12 protein-coding genes and 1 pseudogene are annotated in these 15,080 nt (G+C 70.9%); 11 read left to right on the forward strand and 2 right to left on the reverse strand.

All coding sequences use genetic code 11. From position 1 onward, the window contains the following. The first annotated feature begins 101 nt into the window (after positions 1-101). The 11 genes from JGU66_20770 to moaD all read left to right on the forward strand — a co-directional run bounded on the left by JGU66_20770 (position 102) and on the right by moaD (position 12,571). A complete protein-coding gene (locus JGU66_20770; GenBank protein ID MBJ6763209.1) occupies positions 102-2,438 on the forward strand; it encodes a protein kinase in 2,337 nt (778 codons plus the stop codon). 134 nt (positions 2,439-2,572) lie between these two features. Continuing rightward, entirely contained in the window at positions 2,573-3,364 is a 792-nt protein-coding gene (uppS, locus tag JGU66_20775; GenBank protein MBJ6763210.1) for a di-trans,poly-cis-decaprenylcistransferase, read from the forward strand. After that, entirely contained in the window at positions 3,361-4,191 is an 831-nt protein-coding gene (locus tag JGU66_20780; protein ID MBJ6763211.1) for a phosphatidate cytidylyltransferase, read from the forward strand. The genes uppS and JGU66_20780 overlap by 4 nt, the downstream gene beginning before the upstream one ends. Before the next feature lie 84 nt (positions 4,192-4,275). Then, on the forward strand, positions 4,276-5,907 hold the full coding sequence (rseP, locus tag JGU66_20785; GenBank protein MBJ6763212.1) for an RIP metalloprotease RseP: 1,632 nt from the start codon (positions 4,276-4,278) through the stop codon (positions 5,905-5,907). 4 nt (positions 5,908-5,911) lie between these two features. Continuing rightward, a complete protein-coding gene (locus JGU66_20790) occupies positions 5,912-6,379 on the forward strand; it encodes a septal ring lytic transglycosylase RlpA family protein (GenBank protein MBJ6763213.1) in 468 nt (155 codons plus the stop codon). A gap of 14 nt (positions 6,380-6,393) precedes the next feature. Then, on the forward strand, positions 6,394-7,128 hold the full coding sequence (gene tsaB, locus JGU66_20795; protein MBJ6763214.1) for a tRNA (adenosine(37)-N6)-threonylcarbamoyltransferase complex dimerization subunit type 1 TsaB: 735 nt from the start codon (positions 6,394-6,396) through the stop codon (positions 7,126-7,128). A gap of 52 nt (positions 7,129-7,180) precedes the next feature. Continuing rightward, positions 7,181-8,212 (forward strand): aspartate-semialdehyde dehydrogenase, encoded by a 1,032-nt coding sequence (locus JGU66_20800; protein MBJ6763215.1) that lies wholly within the window; start codon positions 7,181-7,183, stop codon positions 8,210-8,212. A 125-nt stretch (positions 8,213-8,337) separates the two neighbouring features. Then, on the forward strand, positions 8,338-9,372 hold the full coding sequence (locus JGU66_20805; protein ID MBJ6763216.1) for a hypothetical protein: 1,035 nt from the start codon (positions 8,338-8,340) through the stop codon (positions 9,370-9,372). Further along, entirely contained in the window at positions 9,369-10,085 is a 717-nt protein-coding gene (locus JGU66_20810) for a hypothetical protein (GenBank protein MBJ6763217.1), read from the forward strand. The genes JGU66_20805 and JGU66_20810 overlap by 4 nt, the downstream gene beginning before the upstream one ends. Positions 10,086-10,094: 9 nt before the next feature. Next, positions 10,095-11,897 (forward strand): PKD domain-containing protein, encoded by a 1,803-nt coding sequence (locus JGU66_20815; GenBank protein MBJ6763218.1) that lies wholly within the window; start codon positions 10,095-10,097, stop codon positions 11,895-11,897. 11 nt (positions 11,898-11,908) lie between these two features. Continuing rightward, a complete protein-coding gene (gene moaD / locus JGU66_20820) occupies positions 11,909-12,571 on the forward strand; it encodes a molybdopterin converting factor subunit 1 (protein MBJ6763219.1) in 663 nt (220 codons plus the stop codon). A 12-nt stretch (positions 12,572-12,583) separates the two neighbouring features. Here moaD and JGU66_20825 read toward each other — a convergent pair whose 3' ends face one another. Next, positions 12,584-13,261, reverse strand: a complete 678-nt coding sequence (locus tag JGU66_20825) for a hypothetical protein (protein ID MBJ6763220.1) — start codon at positions 13,259-13,261, stop codon at positions 12,584-12,586. A gap of 567 nt (positions 13,262-13,828) precedes the next feature. Next, positions 13,829-15,076: pseudogene (locus tag JGU66_20830) on the reverse strand (site-2 protease family protein). Positions 15,077-15,080 lie beyond the last annotated feature (4 nt).

Here is a 15,080-nt window from a genome sequence, read left to right on the forward strand (position 1 = left end):
GGGTCAAACACCCAGTGCGCCTGCGCCGGGGTGTGCTGGGTGGGACGCCCGGCAACCAAGAGGGTTTCCCTTTTCCGACAAACCGGAGAATCCTCCCGTCAATGCAACTGGGGAAGTATCAGCTCATCCGCAAACTCGCCTCCGGAGGGATGGCGGAGGTGTTCCTCGCGAAGGCCGCGGGGCCCATGGGCTTCGAGAAGACGCTCGTGCTCAAGCGCATCCTCCCGCACCTGGCGGAGGACGAGGCGTTCGTCGAGATGTTCTTGGGGGAGGCGAAGCTGGCGGCGCAGCTCAACCACCCGAACATCGTGCAGATCTTCGACTTCGGTGAGGCGGAGGGCAGCTACTTCCTGGCCATGGAGTTCATCGATGGGCCGCACCTGCGGCGGCTCATCAAGCGCTCGGGGGAGCAGGGGCGCGAGCTGCCCGTGGGCATCTGCGCCAAGCTGGTGGCGTCGGCGGCGGAGGGGCTCGCGTTCGCGCACGAGCTGGTGGACCCGGAGACGGGCTCGGCGCTGGGTCTCATCCACCGGGATGTGAGCCCGGAGAACGTGCTCGTCTCGCGGCAAGGCTCGGTGAAGGTGGTGGACTTCGGCATCGCGAAGGTAGCGGGGCAGGGGCACCGCACGCAGACGGGCGTGGTGAAGGGGAAGGTGGCGTACATGCCGCCCGAGCAGCTCCAGGGGCGGAACATGGACCGGCGCGTGGATGTGTATGCGCTGGGGGTCGTGCTCTACGAACTGCTGACCGGGCGGCGTCCCTTCGACGCGACGACCGAGGTCAGCATGATGCAGGCCATCCTGTTCGAGCCCTTCGTGCCCGCGGTCCAGCGGCGGCCGGGCTTGCCGGTCGCGATGCAGCGCATCCTGGATCGCGTGCTGGAGAAGGACCGGGAGGCGCGCTATCCGGACTGCCGCGCGCTGCAGTCGGATCTGGAGCGCTTCCTCCTGTCCGAGGGCGAGCCGGTGGGCGCGTATCAGATCGCCCAGTTCGTGGCACAGGTGACGGACTCGGAAGGGGGAGGTGGGGCGCTGCCTTCGCCCGTGACGCCTTCGCGTGAGGCCGCGGAGAAGGCCGCGCGAGCGGAGCCCAAGCCGAGTCCCGCCAAGCTGGGAGCGCCTGCCGAGAAGCGCGACCCCGATGATCGGACCGACCCCGCGACGCCCGCGGCGGGAGTGAAGGCCACTCCGCCGGGCGGGAAAGAGCGCGGCGGAGCGCCGACCGTGGATGCATCGCCTGGGGCGGGGGTTCGCGGGCGCGCTGCTTCGCCTTCGTCGGACGCGGTGCCCGCTTCTCCTGGAGCGGGGGCCGTCGTGGCTCCGGCGGGTGGACGCGGGCGCGCTGCTTCGCTGTCTTCAGATGCTGTGCCCGCGTCGCCTGCGGTGGGTGGTGCGGCGGTCCCCAACGGTGGGCGTGATCGCCTGGCCAAGCCATCCTCGCAGACGGTGCCCGTGTCCCGCGCCGGGGATGCGGAGGCGGGGGCCTTGGCGAAGGGGCGTTCGACCACGCCGCCCACGGACTCCGAGGGACCTCGACCGCCCAAGGCCATCGCGGGGCCGCGTAGGACTCCAGAGCGGCCCACTGTTCGCGTGGCGACTCCAGTCGATGCCGCCACCCTGGCCCCTCCCGAACAGTCCGTGCCTTCGTCCGGCGGCCGACGCGGAGTCCTCGTCGCGGCGGTGGTGGGCCTGCTCCTGATTGTCGGTGGGGTCGCCCTGACGCGCGGCTCAGGGCCGACGGAGGGCGACGCTGCGTTGCCGGGCTCCACCGCTGAGCCCCCATCACGTGAACCCGGAGTCGCGGGGAGTGGTGAGCCGTCTCTCGATGCCAAGCCCGTGGCGCGCAACACGGCTCCAGAGGGCGCACCTTTGGCGGCTGCCGAAGAACGTGAGGGCGCATCGCCGCCCATCGCCGAGAAGGCCGCTCCATCAGGTGACGGCGCTCACCCTGCGGGCGGCGCCACGGCTCCAGACTCCCTCGGTACTGCTCCCGGGGAAGCGGGGCAGGGGAGCACGCTTCCCTCGGAGCCGATGGCCGCGGCGCAGTCTGTCGGCGCCTCGACGCCCACCGTGGCAGATGCAGGCAGCCGCGCGCAGGCACATCCCACTTCGCCGACCCCGGAGATGCCCACGCCTCCACCCGCGCCCAAGGTCGCTCAGCGCGACGTGCGTCCATCCTCCCCGCCGTCCGTGCGTCGCGCGCCGCCTCCGCCGGCGCCCGTCCGCCGCGCCATGCTCGAGTTCCGGATCCGCCCGTACGCGACCGTGTTCCTCGATGGAAAGAACCTGGGGCAGACGCCCTTGGACCCCGTCGAGGTCACCGTGGGGATGCATGTCGTGCGGTTGGTCAACCGTGACCTCCAGAAAGAAGTCACCCGCCAGGTCGAGGTCAAACCCGGGGACCCCACGCTCTTCAAGCTCAACCTCCAGGCGGAGTGAGCCTACATTGGCGCACCTCCTCCAGGCCCAGGCGCCGCTCGCGCGGCGGTCGCGACCGTCCAGCGCTGCGGGGGGACGGCTGGGTCACGCGCCCGTGGACGCGACGCGGCGCCACCGCTAGGGTGCGCGGCTTCATGGAACGCCCCCCCGTACCCAGCGCCCTCGAACTGCAGGTCAAGGCCCGGCCCCTGCCGCGCCACGTGGGCATCATCATGGACGGCAATGGGCGCTGGGCTGAGTCCCGAGGTCTGCCTCGGCTGGAAGGCCACCGCGAGGGCAGCGTGAGTGTGCGCGAGGTCACCCGCGCCGCGCGCCGGCTCGGCATCCCGGCGATTACCCTGTACGCCTTCTCGTCGCAGAACTGGGCCCGCCCCGCTGAGGAGGTCGCGGGGCTGATGGAGCTGCTGCGCGAGTACCTGGAGTCGGAGCGGTCGGAGATCCTCGACAACAGCATCCGCCTCAACGCCATTGGCGAGGTGGACAAGCTTCCCCGGTACGTGCGCGAGCCGCTGGAGCGGCTCATCGCCGACTCGGCGCACAACACGGGCATGGTCCTGTCCCTGGCGCTGTCCTACGGCGGCCGCGAGGAGATCCTCCGGGCCGCGCGCGGGCTGGCAGAGGCGGCGGCGCGGGGTGAGTTGGACCCGGCTCGGCTGGAGGAGACAGACCTGGAGTCGCGTCTGTGGACGCAGGGCCTGCCTCCGGTGGACCTGGTGGTGCGAACCAGTGGCGAGCAGCGCGTCTCCAACTTCCTGCTCTGGCAGCTCGCGTACGCGGAGCTGTGCTTCACGGACGCGCTCTGGCCGGACTTCAGGACCGATGAGTTCCTGCGCTGCCTGTCCCAGTATCAGGGCCGGGAGCGGCGCTTCGGTCTGACTTCCGCGCAGGTGCAGCGGGAGGACACTCCCCAGCGGGCCAAGGCGTGAACGAGAAGAATAAAAACCTCATCATCCGCGCCGTCACGGCGGTGACCCTCCTGCCGCTCGTGCTGTTCCTGCTCTTCAAGGGCGGGGTGCTCAGCGCGGGCCTCCTCGGCGCCGCCGCGGCGGCATGTGCCGGCGAGTACTACTTCATCACCCAGAAGCGCCTGGGCGTGGCCGCCTGGGTCGGAATGGCCGCCGCCGCCCTGCTGCCCTTCCTGCCGCTGCGAGACGCCGCGCGCACGGGCGAGACGGCCTTCTGGGTCACGGCCGTCTTCTTCTTCTTCGCGTGGATCTACCACCTGTTCCACGGCCCCCTGGCCGAGGCGCCCTCGCGCGCGGCGCACCTCGTCACGGGCTTCCTCTACAGCGGCATTGGGCTCACGGCGCTGTCCGCCCTGCGCCTGCTGCCCCAGGACGGGCTGGCGTGGGTCATCTGCGCGCTGACCATCACCTGGGCCAATGACACGCTGGCCTACTTCGCGGGTCGCTTCCTCGGAAAGCACAAGCTCTACCCGGCGGTGAGCCCCAACAAGACGTGGGAGGGCTTCTTCGGCGGCATGGTGGGCTCGGTGCTGGGAATGTTCATCGCCCGGGGATTCTTCTTCCCTGTCTTCACCGCGTGGGACTGCGTGCTGCTCGGCATCGCCGGCGGAGTGCTCGGGCCCATTGGCGACCTGTGCGAGTCCATGCTCAAGCGGGCCTATTCGGTGAAGGACTCGGGGTCGCTCATCCCGGGACATGGCGGCGTGCTGGACCGCATCGACGCGCTGCTCTTCAACGCGCCGCTGGTGTTCGTCTACGTGCAGTTCGTGCGGGGCCTGTTGCCGTAAGTGGCTGTTTTCGCGCCTGCCCGTCTGGTGCCCGGGGTCGGATGCGCGTTGTCCGTCCTGGCACCCGCGATTACTCTTGCGCCCATGCTCCACAACTCCGGGTACTTCGTCCTGCTGCTGGGCGTGCTCGTCACGGTGCACGAGTTTGGTCACTTCATCGTGGCCAAAGCCTGTGGGGTGAAGGTCCTCAAGTTCTCCATCGGCTTCGGGCCGAAGCTCATCGGCTTCACCAAGGGTGAGACGGAGTACCAGATCGCCCTGCTCCCCTTGGGGGGCTACGTGAAGATGGCGGGCGACCTTCCCCACGAGGAACTCAGCCCGGAAGAAGCCAGCCGAGGCTTCCTGGCCCAGCCGCCGTGGAAGCGCGCGCTCATCGTGATCGCCGGGCCAGCGTTCAACCTGCTGTTCCCCATCCTGGTCTACTTCTTCGTCTTCGTCGGGCCGCACCAGGCCACGTCCACGCTGGTGGGCGGCGTGGAGCCCGGGATGCCCGCGGCCGTCGCCGGCATCCGTCCCGGCGACCGCGTGACGGCGGTGGATGGCGAGCAGGTCCGCACGTTCGACGACATGCGCGACGCCTTCATCGGGCGTTTCGAGCGGCCCATCCCCATCACGCTGGTGCGCGATGGCCAGTCGCGCGTGGTGCAGGTGACGCCGCAGAAGAACTCCGAGTCGACGGCCCTCGAGTCCGTGGATCGCGGCATCATCGGCGTGGCCCCGGCGAAGACGCCCTTGCTGGGCGTGCCGGTCGGATCCGCCGCGGCGCAGGCGGGCCTGCGCACGTTCGATCGCATCATCGCCATCAACGGCGAGGGCGTGCAGGACGAGGCGGCCCTCTACCGCGTGCTGGACAAGCACCCGGTGGGCGACACGCTGAAGGTGGTCGTGCGCCGCCTGTCCCCCGTGATGGCGGGCGCGGTGATGGGGCGGGTGACCCAGGTGGTGGAGGTCTCCGTGCCGCGCCAGACGGGCGATGGGCCCGCGGCCCTGGGCGCCGAGGCGGCGGACCTCTACGTGGCCTCGGTGGCGCCCGGCAGCGTGGCGGCCAAGGCGGGCCTCGCGACGGGGGACCGGCTGGTGTCAATGGATGGCCAGCCGCTCAACTCGTTCATGGCCCTGGCGGTGCGGCTCAACGCGCTGAAGGAGACGCCCTTCACCCTGACGTGGCGTGGCGCTGACGGCGAGAAGACGCAGACGCTCGCGCAGGCGCCGCTGGCGGTGGAGGACGAGCTGGGCCGGCCCAGCAAGGTTCCGGTGCTGGGCGTGCGCAACTGGGCGCTCTCCGCCGCTGACGCGACCCCGGTGGACGAAGTCACCGTGCACATGGGAGCGGGCGCCGCGCTGAAGGAGGCGGTGCTCATCGTCCCGCGCATCGTCGTGCAGATGGTGAAGGTGCTCTACGGCCTGGCGACGTTCCAGGTGTCGAGCCGCACCATCGGCGGGCCCATCATGATGTACCAGCTGGCCGCGAAGAGCGCCGAGCAGGGCCTGGACAGCTTCCTGAACTTGATGGCGATCATCTCCATCAACCTGGGCGTGATGAACCTGCTGCCCATCCCCGTGCTGGATGGCTTCCACCTGCTGTCCGCGGTGTGGGAGGGCATTCGCCGCCGCCCCATTCCCATCCGCGTCCGCGAGGTGGCCAACGTCGTGGGACTGGCGCTGCTCATCCTGCTGATGCTGCTGGCCGTCACCAACGACGTGACGCGCCACTAGCGCCATGCGAGGCGCGGTGGTGTTGGCGGTGGTGTGCGGGCTGCTCGCGGGCTGTGCCTCGCGGGTGGCTCGGCCCACGCCGTCCGAAGACGCGTCCGAGGGGCGCGTGACGACGCGGGAGAAGATGCCGCGCACGTACCTGGGCGAGGGACTGGCCTCGTTCTACGGCCCGGGACTCCACGGGCAGCGCACCGCGAGCGGCGAGCGGTTCGACCAGCAAGCCCTGTCCGCGGCCCACCGCACCGAGCGCTTCGGCGCCTGCGTGAAGGTGGTGAACATGGAGAACGGGCGCTCGGTCGAGGTGCGGATCAACGACCGGGGTCCGTTCGTGGAGGGGCGCATCATCGACGTGTCGCGCGCGGCGGCGAAGGCGCTGGGCATGCTCGACAAAGGACTGGCGCGCGTGCGGCTGTACCGATGTGGTACTCGCGTGTCCGAGTTGTTGGCGCCCCCTGGGGCGTCTCCTTCCTGACGATAGGGATTGCCGTGCTGCTCGCGCTGGATACCTCCACGCTGACGTTGTCGCTGGCCCTGGTGGAGCGCGAGGGCGAGGCCCTGCGCGTCGTGGAGCACGCGGTGGTGGGCCCGCCCCAGAAGCAGAGCGAGGTCCTTCCCGGCATCATCGGGGAGCTGCTCGCGCGTCATGGCGTGGCGCTCGCGAGCCTGGAGGGACTGGTGGTGGGCCTGGGGCCGGGCTCCTTCACGGGGTTGAGAATCGGGCTGGCCACCTTCAAGGCGCTGGCGTACGCGACGGGGCTGAAGGTCGCTGGCGCGTCGTCGCTGGCGGCGGTGGCGCTGGAGGGCCCGGAGGGCGTGCCGTTGTATTGCCTGGCCGTGGCGCGCAAGGACGACCTGTACCTGGGCGCGTACGTGCGGCGCGGCCAGTCCGTGGAGGCGCTCGCCCCGGAGACGGCCATGTCTCCCGAGGAGGTGGCCGCGAAGCTCGCCGCCGAGCCTGGGGCGGTGGCGCTGGGGCCGGCGCTCGTCGACTACCGAGCGGCGCTGGTGTCGCATGGCGTGGCGCCGGAGCGCTTGTTGGAGGGCCCCACGTTCCCGTCGGCGGTGTCGCTGGCGCGGCTGGCGCGCATCCCCGCGTCCCAGACGCTGGATGCGCTCTTCGCGCTGGAGCCCCACTACGTGCGGGCCTCCGAGCCGGAGCGCAACCCGAAGTTCCCTCCGCTGCCCGGGCCCGCGCCCACGGCGCGGTTGAAGGAAGACTGAAGCGCCGCGAGGTGCTCGCGCCGTGGCGGCCGGTGGCGTAAAGGGACCCGCCATGAGAGACGACCTGAAGATCGCCGTGGTGGGCGCCACCGGAGTGGTGGGCCGCGAGGTGCTGGCCGCGCTGTACGCGCGCGACATCCCGGCCGAGCGGGTGCGGGCGTTCGGCTCCGAGCGCTCCCAGGGCCTCGAGGTGGAGTACGGCGAGGACACCCTGGAGGTGGAGCGGGCGACGCCGGAGGCGTTCCGAGGCGTGGGGCTCGCGCTCCTGGCCACTCCGGCCGAGGCCTCCCGTGTTCTCGCCCCGGCCGCGCAGGCCGCGGGCGCCTGGGTGGTGGACGCCAGCTCCGCCTTTCGGAGCGACGGCAACGTCCCCCTGGTGCTGCCGGGCTTCAACCTGGAGGCGCTGGGGCCGCAGTTCACCTTCAAGGGCCGCGTGGTGGCGCTGCCCGGCGTGGTGTCCGCCTCGGTGATTCACATCCTGGAGCCGCTGCGCCGAGCCTTCGGCGTGGTGCGCGCGCAGGTGACGGCGCTCATGTCCGTGTCCGGCGCGGGCGTGCGCGGCGTGGCCGAGCTGGAGAAGCAGACGGCGGATCTGCTCTCGGGGCGTGAGCCGGAGCCCCAGGCCTTTCCGCACCGCGTGGGCTTCAACCTCGTGCCCCAGGTGGGCGGCTTCATGGTGAACTCGCCCTGGACCGAGGAGGAGGGTTCCTGGACGCTGGAGGCCGCGCGCCTCTTCGCGGCCCGGGGCGAGGTGCCCGTCATCGCCGGCACCGCCGTTCAGGTCCCCACGTTCCATGGCCACGGGCTGACGGTGAACGTTCAGCTCAAGACGCCGGGGCCGGTGGACCAGGTGCGGGCCGCGCTCAAGACGTCGCCCTCGCTCAAGGTGCTCGATGCGCCCGGCGAGCGCATCTACCCCATGCCCATGCTCATCGTCTCGGACCCCGCCATCCAGGTGGGGCGCGTGCGCGCCTTTCCGCAGGCGCCGGAGTGGGTGTCGCTGTTCGCTGCCGTGGACAACGCGGGTCGGGCCGCGCAGCACCTCGTCGAGGCCGGCCTCAAGCTGGCGGAACGGCCTTCCTGACATTTTGGCAATCCCCCTCATCCCGCCGTGTCTGTTTGACGCGGTGGGGTGGGCGAACCGAAGAATTTCCGACGGAGCACGCGGGGCTTGTGAGTGGCCTCACGCTTGCTAGCGTCCGCCTACCCATGCGCCTTCTACTCGTCGGCTTCATGCTTTGCGCGTCGACGGCTCTCGCCCAGAGCGTCACGTTCTCGGTGACGTCCACCACCGGCACGGACTTGCTCGTGTCCAAGGACAACTGCGAGACCAGCCGTCAGGTGACCTTTTCCCGCTCGGGGGGGAGCTGCGACGTCATCACCCTCTGGGTGGCGTCAGGCGGCTCGTGCTCGTCGAACAGCTCGCAGCCAGGTACCAATGACTTGATCCTCAAGGAGATCCCCACCAGCGACACGACCACGGTGTCGGGGACCCTGAACTTCAGCGTGTCGCAGGTGCTGGCGAAGCTGGCCGTGCCCACGGACGGTGCTCCCACCATCTCGTGCAGCAATGACCAGGGCATCGAGCGCAACTTCAAGATCTGCGCGACGACGCGCAAGTTCTCCACGTCCGGGGTGGGCACGTCGACGTGTGACACGGTCTTCACGTCCGTCGGCAACTCCATCAACGTGAAGTATGACCCTCAGGCGCCGGATGCGCCGGTCATCACGGGTGTCACGCCTCGGGACTCCGCGCTCGCGGTGTCGGTCTCCGCTGAGACGGACTCCACCATCACCGTGACGGCGGTGCCGCAGGAGGCCCAGCCGGTGCAGGACTCGGGCACGGCGGACGCGGGCACGACGGATGCCGGCCAGACGGACGGTGGGGATGCGGGACAGTCGGGCGCGGGCGCGCAGCCGCGCATCGTGACGGCGCAAATCGTCACCGCGATGCAGCGCTCTGGCACGAAGGTCGAGGGCGAGGGCGCCGTCATCATCGACGGACTGAAGAACGACGTGACCTATGTCCTCACGGCGACCACGACCGACCGCGCTGGCAACAAGAGCCCGGACTCGGCGACGGCGCTGGGTACGCCGGTGGGGAGCCTGGGTATCTCGGATGCGTACGCGTCCGCGGGCGGGCATGAGACGGGGGGCTGTGCTGCCACGGGTGGGGGCCTCGCGGGTGGCGCGGTGCTGGCCGCCCTGGGCTTCTGGTTGTCGTCCCGGAGGAAGGTGTCATGAGGCGGGTCCTGGGGTTGGGAATCGCGGCGCTGCTGTTCGCGCTGCCGGCGATGGCGCAGGACATCACGGCGCCGCCCATGCGCTCGCCGCGTCACGGCGCCGTCATCTTCCGCGGTGGCGGCTACATGCCGCGCATCGACACGGAGAAGGGGCTCACGAAGAAGCCCTACAAAGAGACGTTCAACGACGCGTCGCTGCTCGTCATCGAACTGGAGCTGCAGCGGTTCTTCTACCAGGGCATCGGCACCGCGGGCATGGGCCTCTCCGTCGGATACGGAGAGAAGTACGCGCCCGCGAAGCTCGACTCGGGTGAGGCCGCGGCGGAGAAGACGGCCCTCAAGCTCGTGCCGCTTCAGCTCAACGCCTTCTACAAGTTCGACTACGCCGCGTTCGAGTGGGGCATCCCGCTCATTCCCTACGGAAAGCTGGGCCTTGTCTACACGCCGTGGTGGATGACCAAGGGCTCCGGCACGGGCCTCATCAATGGCAACAAGGCCTCGGGCGGCAAGTGGGGCTGGGCGGCCACGGGTGGCGTGGCGTTCCTGCTGGATGTGCTGGAGCCGCGCTTCGCGCGCGACTTCGACTCGGACCTGGGCGTGAACCACACGTTCCTGTTCGCTGAGTACTCGCACGTGGAAGTGAACAACTTCGGCGAGGCTGGACTCGTCCTGTCCAGTCGGCGCTGGATGTTCGGACTGGGGCTGGATTACTAACGGGCGGATATGCCGCCTCCGTTGGGTTCCGCTTCCAAGCCTCTGCCGCTCCTGTTGTGTCTGGCCGCCGTGGGACTCGCATCCTCCGGCTGCCACGCGGTGCGGCCCGAGGTGGGCCAGGCGCGAACGCTGGAGGCGGGGGTGCCGGAGTCCTTCGGCTCCGCGTCTCCGAAGGCCCCGGTCGTCACGTGGGACTTCGGGGACGGCACGCCGCACCAGTCCGCCGCTCAGGTGCATCATGCGTTCGCGCGCGCAGGCACGTACACCGTGCGCGCGCTGAGCGCGGACACCGAGGCGGCTCGAGTCCAACTCACCGTGGTGCCGCGTCCGTTGCTGCGCGCGGTGCCTCCGGATGCGCAGACGGTGCTGTGGCTGCCGCGCCTGCATGGCGGCGTGGAGCCACTCGTCGACTTCTACGAGCGGCTGGTCGGCGCGGAGAACGCGCGCGCGACGCTGGAGGAAGCGCCGCTCGTGCCGCTCGTCCTGCGGAGCCTCGTCGGCGGGCCCAGCGTCGTGGATCCGGAGGAGGGGCTTGGCTTCTTCCTCGTGCCGGACTTCGAGGGCGTGGTGGCGCTGCTGGGGGTGACGGAGACGCCCGCGGCGATGGATGCGGTATCCAAGGAGCTGCGCGGCGCGGGCCACCAGGTGCTCCCGCAGGCGGACGGCACGGTGCGCGTGGTGCCGCAGGACGGTGGCCACGCGATGCTGCTCTTCGCGGACCGCGGCTACGTGTACCTGGCGGTGCCGGACGCGGCCGACACGCCTCCCGAGGGCACTCCGGTGCAGGCGCTCGCGGACGTGCCCGCGGACTTGTCCACGCTGCGCGCGAAGGTGGAGCGCTCGCCCCCGGCTGGCATGTCCGAGTCGCCGCTGCTCAGTGAGCTGCGCGAGCGCGTGGCGCCGGGGGATGTGTTCCTCTTCGCGTCTCCGCCCAAGCAGGTGCCGGAAGAGGCAGGCACGGTGCGTGGCTTCCTGGGCTCGTTGGCGGTGAAGGCCACCGAGATGTCGCTGGATGGTTTCCTGAGCACGTCCGCGCCGCTGCTCGAAGGGGAGCGAGGACCGGCCGCCGCGGTGCTGTCTCGCAGTGTGTTGGGGCCGGTCGCCGTCGCGCAGTTGTCGGTGCCTCCCGAGGAACTGGCGCGGTTGACCTTCGGCGCGCCGGGCTCGGCGCGGCGCGAGAGGGTGCTGGAGCGCTGGAAGGCGCAGGGCGTGGACGCGGAGGCGTTGCTCAAGGCCCTGCGCGGCGACGTGGCGATGCTCGTCTACTTCGACGCGGCGGCCTTCTATCGCGACTTCATTCGCGCGCGGCAGCCGTCGCCCAAGGGCACGGTGGTGATGGAGGCGGGACTCACCTCGGCGGATCCGGTGCTGAAGCTGCTGACGCGACAGCTCGAGGAGAGCGGCCTGCGCTACGACCTCCAGCGACTCAATGACGGCATGCGCTTCCGGACCCGGTTGCTGGAGCAGCCCGTGGAGCTGACGGTCACCTCGCGCGCCGCGACGTTGCTCGCGGGCGAGACGCTGGCGGGGCAAGCGACGGGGGACGTGGGCGCGCGGCTTCGCGAGCGGTTCGGCGCGGAGGCGTTCGGTCCGGGACACCTGTCGCTGATGGTGGACGTGGGGCGGCTGCGCGAGGAACTCCAGGCGCGGCGCGAGGTGGCCGGGGTGCCGCAGGGGCAGCTCATCGCGGCGCAGGCCTTCGTGGGCGCGCTGTTGGATCAGCTCACGCCCCTGGACCACGGCTTCTTGGACTTCACGCCCACCGAAGGGGGAGGGCGGCTCAAGGGCCGCGTCGTCCTGCGCGAGCACTGAGGACGATGCCCATGGCTCTGACCGTCCTGTATTTCGCCGCGGCGCGGGAGCGCGCTGGGACATCCCGCGAGTCGCTCGAGGTGCCGGAGTCGGCGAGCGTGGCAGAGGTGCTGCGACTCTTGACGGAGCGGCACCCCGCGCTTGGGCCGTTGCTGCCGCATCTTCGCGTGGCGGTGAACCAGCAGTTCGTGGGGTTGGATGCGCCGGTGCCCGCGGGCGCGGAGGTGGCGCTGATTCCGCCGGTCGCGGGAGGCGCGCCGCGGCTCTTCTCCGTGGTGGCGCGCCCCCTGCGGCTGGAGGAAGTGGTGGACGCGGTCGCCGGTGAATCCGCCGGAGGGCTGGTGACGTTCTCGGGCGCGGTGCGGAACCAGACGCGCGGCCGGCGGGTGTTGCGGCTGGAATACGAGGCCTACGCGCCGATGGCCGAGCAGAAGCTGGCGGAGATTGGAGACGAGGTGGCCGTCCGCTGGCCTGGGACTCGGCTGGCCATTGTCCATCGCGTGGGCACGCTGGTGCCCGGCGAACTGGCGGTTGTCATCGCGGCGGCGGCGGCGCATCGCGCGGAGGCGTTCCGCGGTTGCGAGCACGCCATCGAGCGGCTCAAGCAGGATGTGCCCATCTGGAAGAAGGAGTTCTTCGAGGATGGGGAGGTCTGGGTGGGGCTGGGGCCGTAGGCGGACGCTGTCCTAACGGACGCCGAAGCTGGCGGGCACTCGGATGCGGGTGCCCGCGTCCTGGGCGTCGGCCTGTTCCTGCTCCGTCATCGGACGCGCGGGCTTGTCCAGGCCTTGGGCCTTGCGGCGCTCGGCTTCCTGGGCGCGGGCCTGCTGGAGCACGCGCGCGTTGGTCTCGGCGAGGCGCGCGGGATCTGGCGCCATGGTGAGGAAGGCGATGGGGGCGCTGAGGAAGAACAGGACGGCGAGGACGAGCCGGACCACGTCCTGGGTTTCAAAGCGGCGAGGCGCGTCCTTCACGACGGAGGGGGCCACGACGAGCCGCAGCTCGCCCTCGCTGATCCGCAGGCTCATGCCCTCGCGCAGCTCGATGGAGTCCTGGCCGGAGCCGTCAGTGAGGGTGTCGCTGGACAGCGGGGCGAAGGCGGCGCCCGATTGGCTGTACTCGACGCGCGCGGCGGGAGGCACATGGATGCGCCAGCCCTGGCCGGTTCGCTCCGCGAGCAGGAAGGGCTCGTGGGGCAGGGTGAAGCCGTAGAGGGGAAGGGGGGCTTTCTCGTCCGGTGCTGCGTGGATGTTCACCTGGTCGGGGCCGTAGCTCCACGCCTCCGACAGGGTCGTGCCCCAATACAGCTCGCAGAAGAGGCCGCCCTTCGCGGGGGCGCGGGTGCTCGGAGTGCGGGTGTCCATCGTTCGCGCCAGCATAGGCGTTCTGTCCCGGTGGGCCCACTCACGCGCGCAGGCCCGTTGCGTCGCCAACGGCAGGGCCTGCCCGCTTGCTCCACGTCCGACGCGTCACGGAGGCGCGGGCTGCGCCACCTGTCTCGTGTCCGCACGGCCAGCATCGGGACGCGGATCCGCCGCGACACGCGCTCCAACATTCGCGCTCCCTGCATCGGCGCGCGCCGCGGATGCGGCCAGCGGCTCCGCGAGGGGGCTGCTCGCGTTCATGCGAGCCGTTGAGGTGCTCCCCGCATCCGCGCGAGGTGGTGACGTGGCGAGCGTTGCGGTGCCTGCATCCGCGCGCGGTGCTGTCGTGGCTGTGCCTGCGCTGCCCGGATCCGCGAGAGGGGGGGCCGTGACGAGCGACGGTGCGCCCGCGCTCCCCGCGTCCGTGAGGCGCCCGGAAGTGGCAAGCGTGGACGGGCCCGCGATGCCTGCATCCGTGAGCGGCGTTGCTGTCGCGAGCGTCGGAGTGCTCGTGCTGCCAGCATCCGCCGGTTGAGGCGCTGTCGCGGCGAGGCTCCCCGCGTCGGTGGTGCCCCCATCCCAATGTGGAGTCATTGCGGCCAGGGCACCCGCGTCCGCGCTGCCCGCATCGAGATGGGCCGCCGACGCGGCGAGGGTCCCTCCATCCACGCTCGTCACGGCTCCACTGTCGCTGTCCGCATGGAGCGCGGCGAGACCCGGAGCACTCATCCCCGCGTCCACCGAGGCCGTGGCTCCTCCGTCACTCACGGCGCTCGCGAACATCGGGAATCGCACGCTCGGGAGGGCACGGCGGATCTCCGCTCCCGCCACGAGCACGATGGCGGAGGCGAGCGCCAGGAACCCGAGCGTCTGCGCCAGCGTCTCCACTCGCGTGGGCAGCCGTCGGCCGCTCACCGCCTCGATGAGCAGCAGCAGCACCCGTCCCCCGTCCAATCCCGGCACGGGGATCAACGTCAACAAGGCCAGCGCCACCGACGCCGCCACCAAGGCGCGCAACAGCGCATCCACGTCCGACGTCGCCACGTCCGTGGACTCCTGCCGCATCAGTGCCCCCGGGCCGCCCGGGCCCGCGTCATGGCCCTGGAGCAGCTCGGTCATCGTCGCGAGGCCCTCGGCCGCCACGTTCGCCGTGTGCACGAGCGCCTGTTTCAGCGCCTCGCCGGGGGCATGCGTGCGATAGACGTACTGCTGACTCACGCCGATGCGGCCCTGGCCTCGCTCGTCGGCGCGGGGGCGCACCGTCACCTCGCGCGCCTCGCCGTGCCGGTCCACCCCGAGCGTCAACGCGCGGCCTGTCCCCTGCGCCATGCGCTCCACGAACTCCGACCAGCTCGACAGCGCCTTGCCGTCCACGTGGACGATGCGGTCTCCCGGAAGCAACTGCGCGCGCGCCGCCTCGGAGCCCGGCAGCACCGTGCCCACCGTCAACGGCACCACCACGTGCGTTCCGGACAGGTACAGCCCCAGCAGGATTCCCACCGCCACCACGTAGTTGGCCAGCGGCCCCGCCACGATGATGAGCAGTCGCCTCCAGGGACGGCGCCGGTCGAAGGCGGTCTCCTCGGCCGCGTCCGCGCGATGCGGATTCATCCCCTGCAGATGTGCCGCCGCGCCCAGCGGCACCGCCCCCACGATGAACCGCGTGCCCCCCACGCTGAACGACAGCACGGGCGGCCCGAAGCCGAACGTGAACCTCGGCACCGGCACGCCGAGCAAGCGCGCGGCGATGAGGTGCCCCAGCTCGTGCACGACGAGCAGCGCCTCGAGGGCGAGGAGGACGAAGAGGTAGTGCATCCGT

Source organism: Myxococcaceae bacterium JPH2 (assembly GCA_016458225.1).
Taxonomy (GTDB): Bacteria; Myxococcota; Myxococcia; order Myxococcales; family Myxococcaceae; genus Citreicoccus.

Coding starts and splice junctions, on each gene's coding strand:
- JGU66_20770 (MBJ6763209.1), top strand. CDS start 102: ATGCAACTGGGGAAGTATCAGCTCATCCGCAAACTCGCCTCCGGAGGG.
- uppS (MBJ6763210.1), top strand. CDS start 2,573: ATGGAACGCCCCCCCGTACCCAGCGCCCTCGAACTGCAGGTCAAGGCC.
- rseP (MBJ6763212.1), top strand. CDS start 4,276: ATGCTCCACAACTCCGGGTACTTCGTCCTGCTGCTGGGCGTGCTCGTC.
- JGU66_20790 (MBJ6763213.1), top strand. CDS start 5,912: ATGCGAGGCGCGGTGGTGTTGGCGGTGGTGTGCGGGCTGCTCGCGGGC.
- JGU66_20800 (MBJ6763215.1), top strand. CDS start 7,181: ATGAGAGACGACCTGAAGATCGCCGTGGTGGGCGCCACCGGAGTGGTG.
- JGU66_20805 (MBJ6763216.1), top strand. CDS start 8,338: ATGCGCCTTCTACTCGTCGGCTTCATGCTTTGCGCGTCGACGGCTCTC.
- JGU66_20810 (MBJ6763217.1), top strand. CDS start 9,369: ATGAGGCGGGTCCTGGGGTTGGGAATCGCGGCGCTGCTGTTCGCGCTG.
- JGU66_20815 (MBJ6763218.1), top strand. CDS start 10,095: ATGCCGCCTCCGTTGGGTTCCGCTTCCAAGCCTCTGCCGCTCCTGTTG.
- moaD (MBJ6763219.1), top strand. CDS start 11,909: ATGGCTCTGACCGTCCTGTATTTCGCCGCGGCGCGGGAGCGCGCTGGG.
- JGU66_20825 (MBJ6763220.1), bottom strand. CDS start 13,261: ATGGACACCCGCACTCCGAGCACCCGCGCCCCCGCGAAGGGCGGCCTC.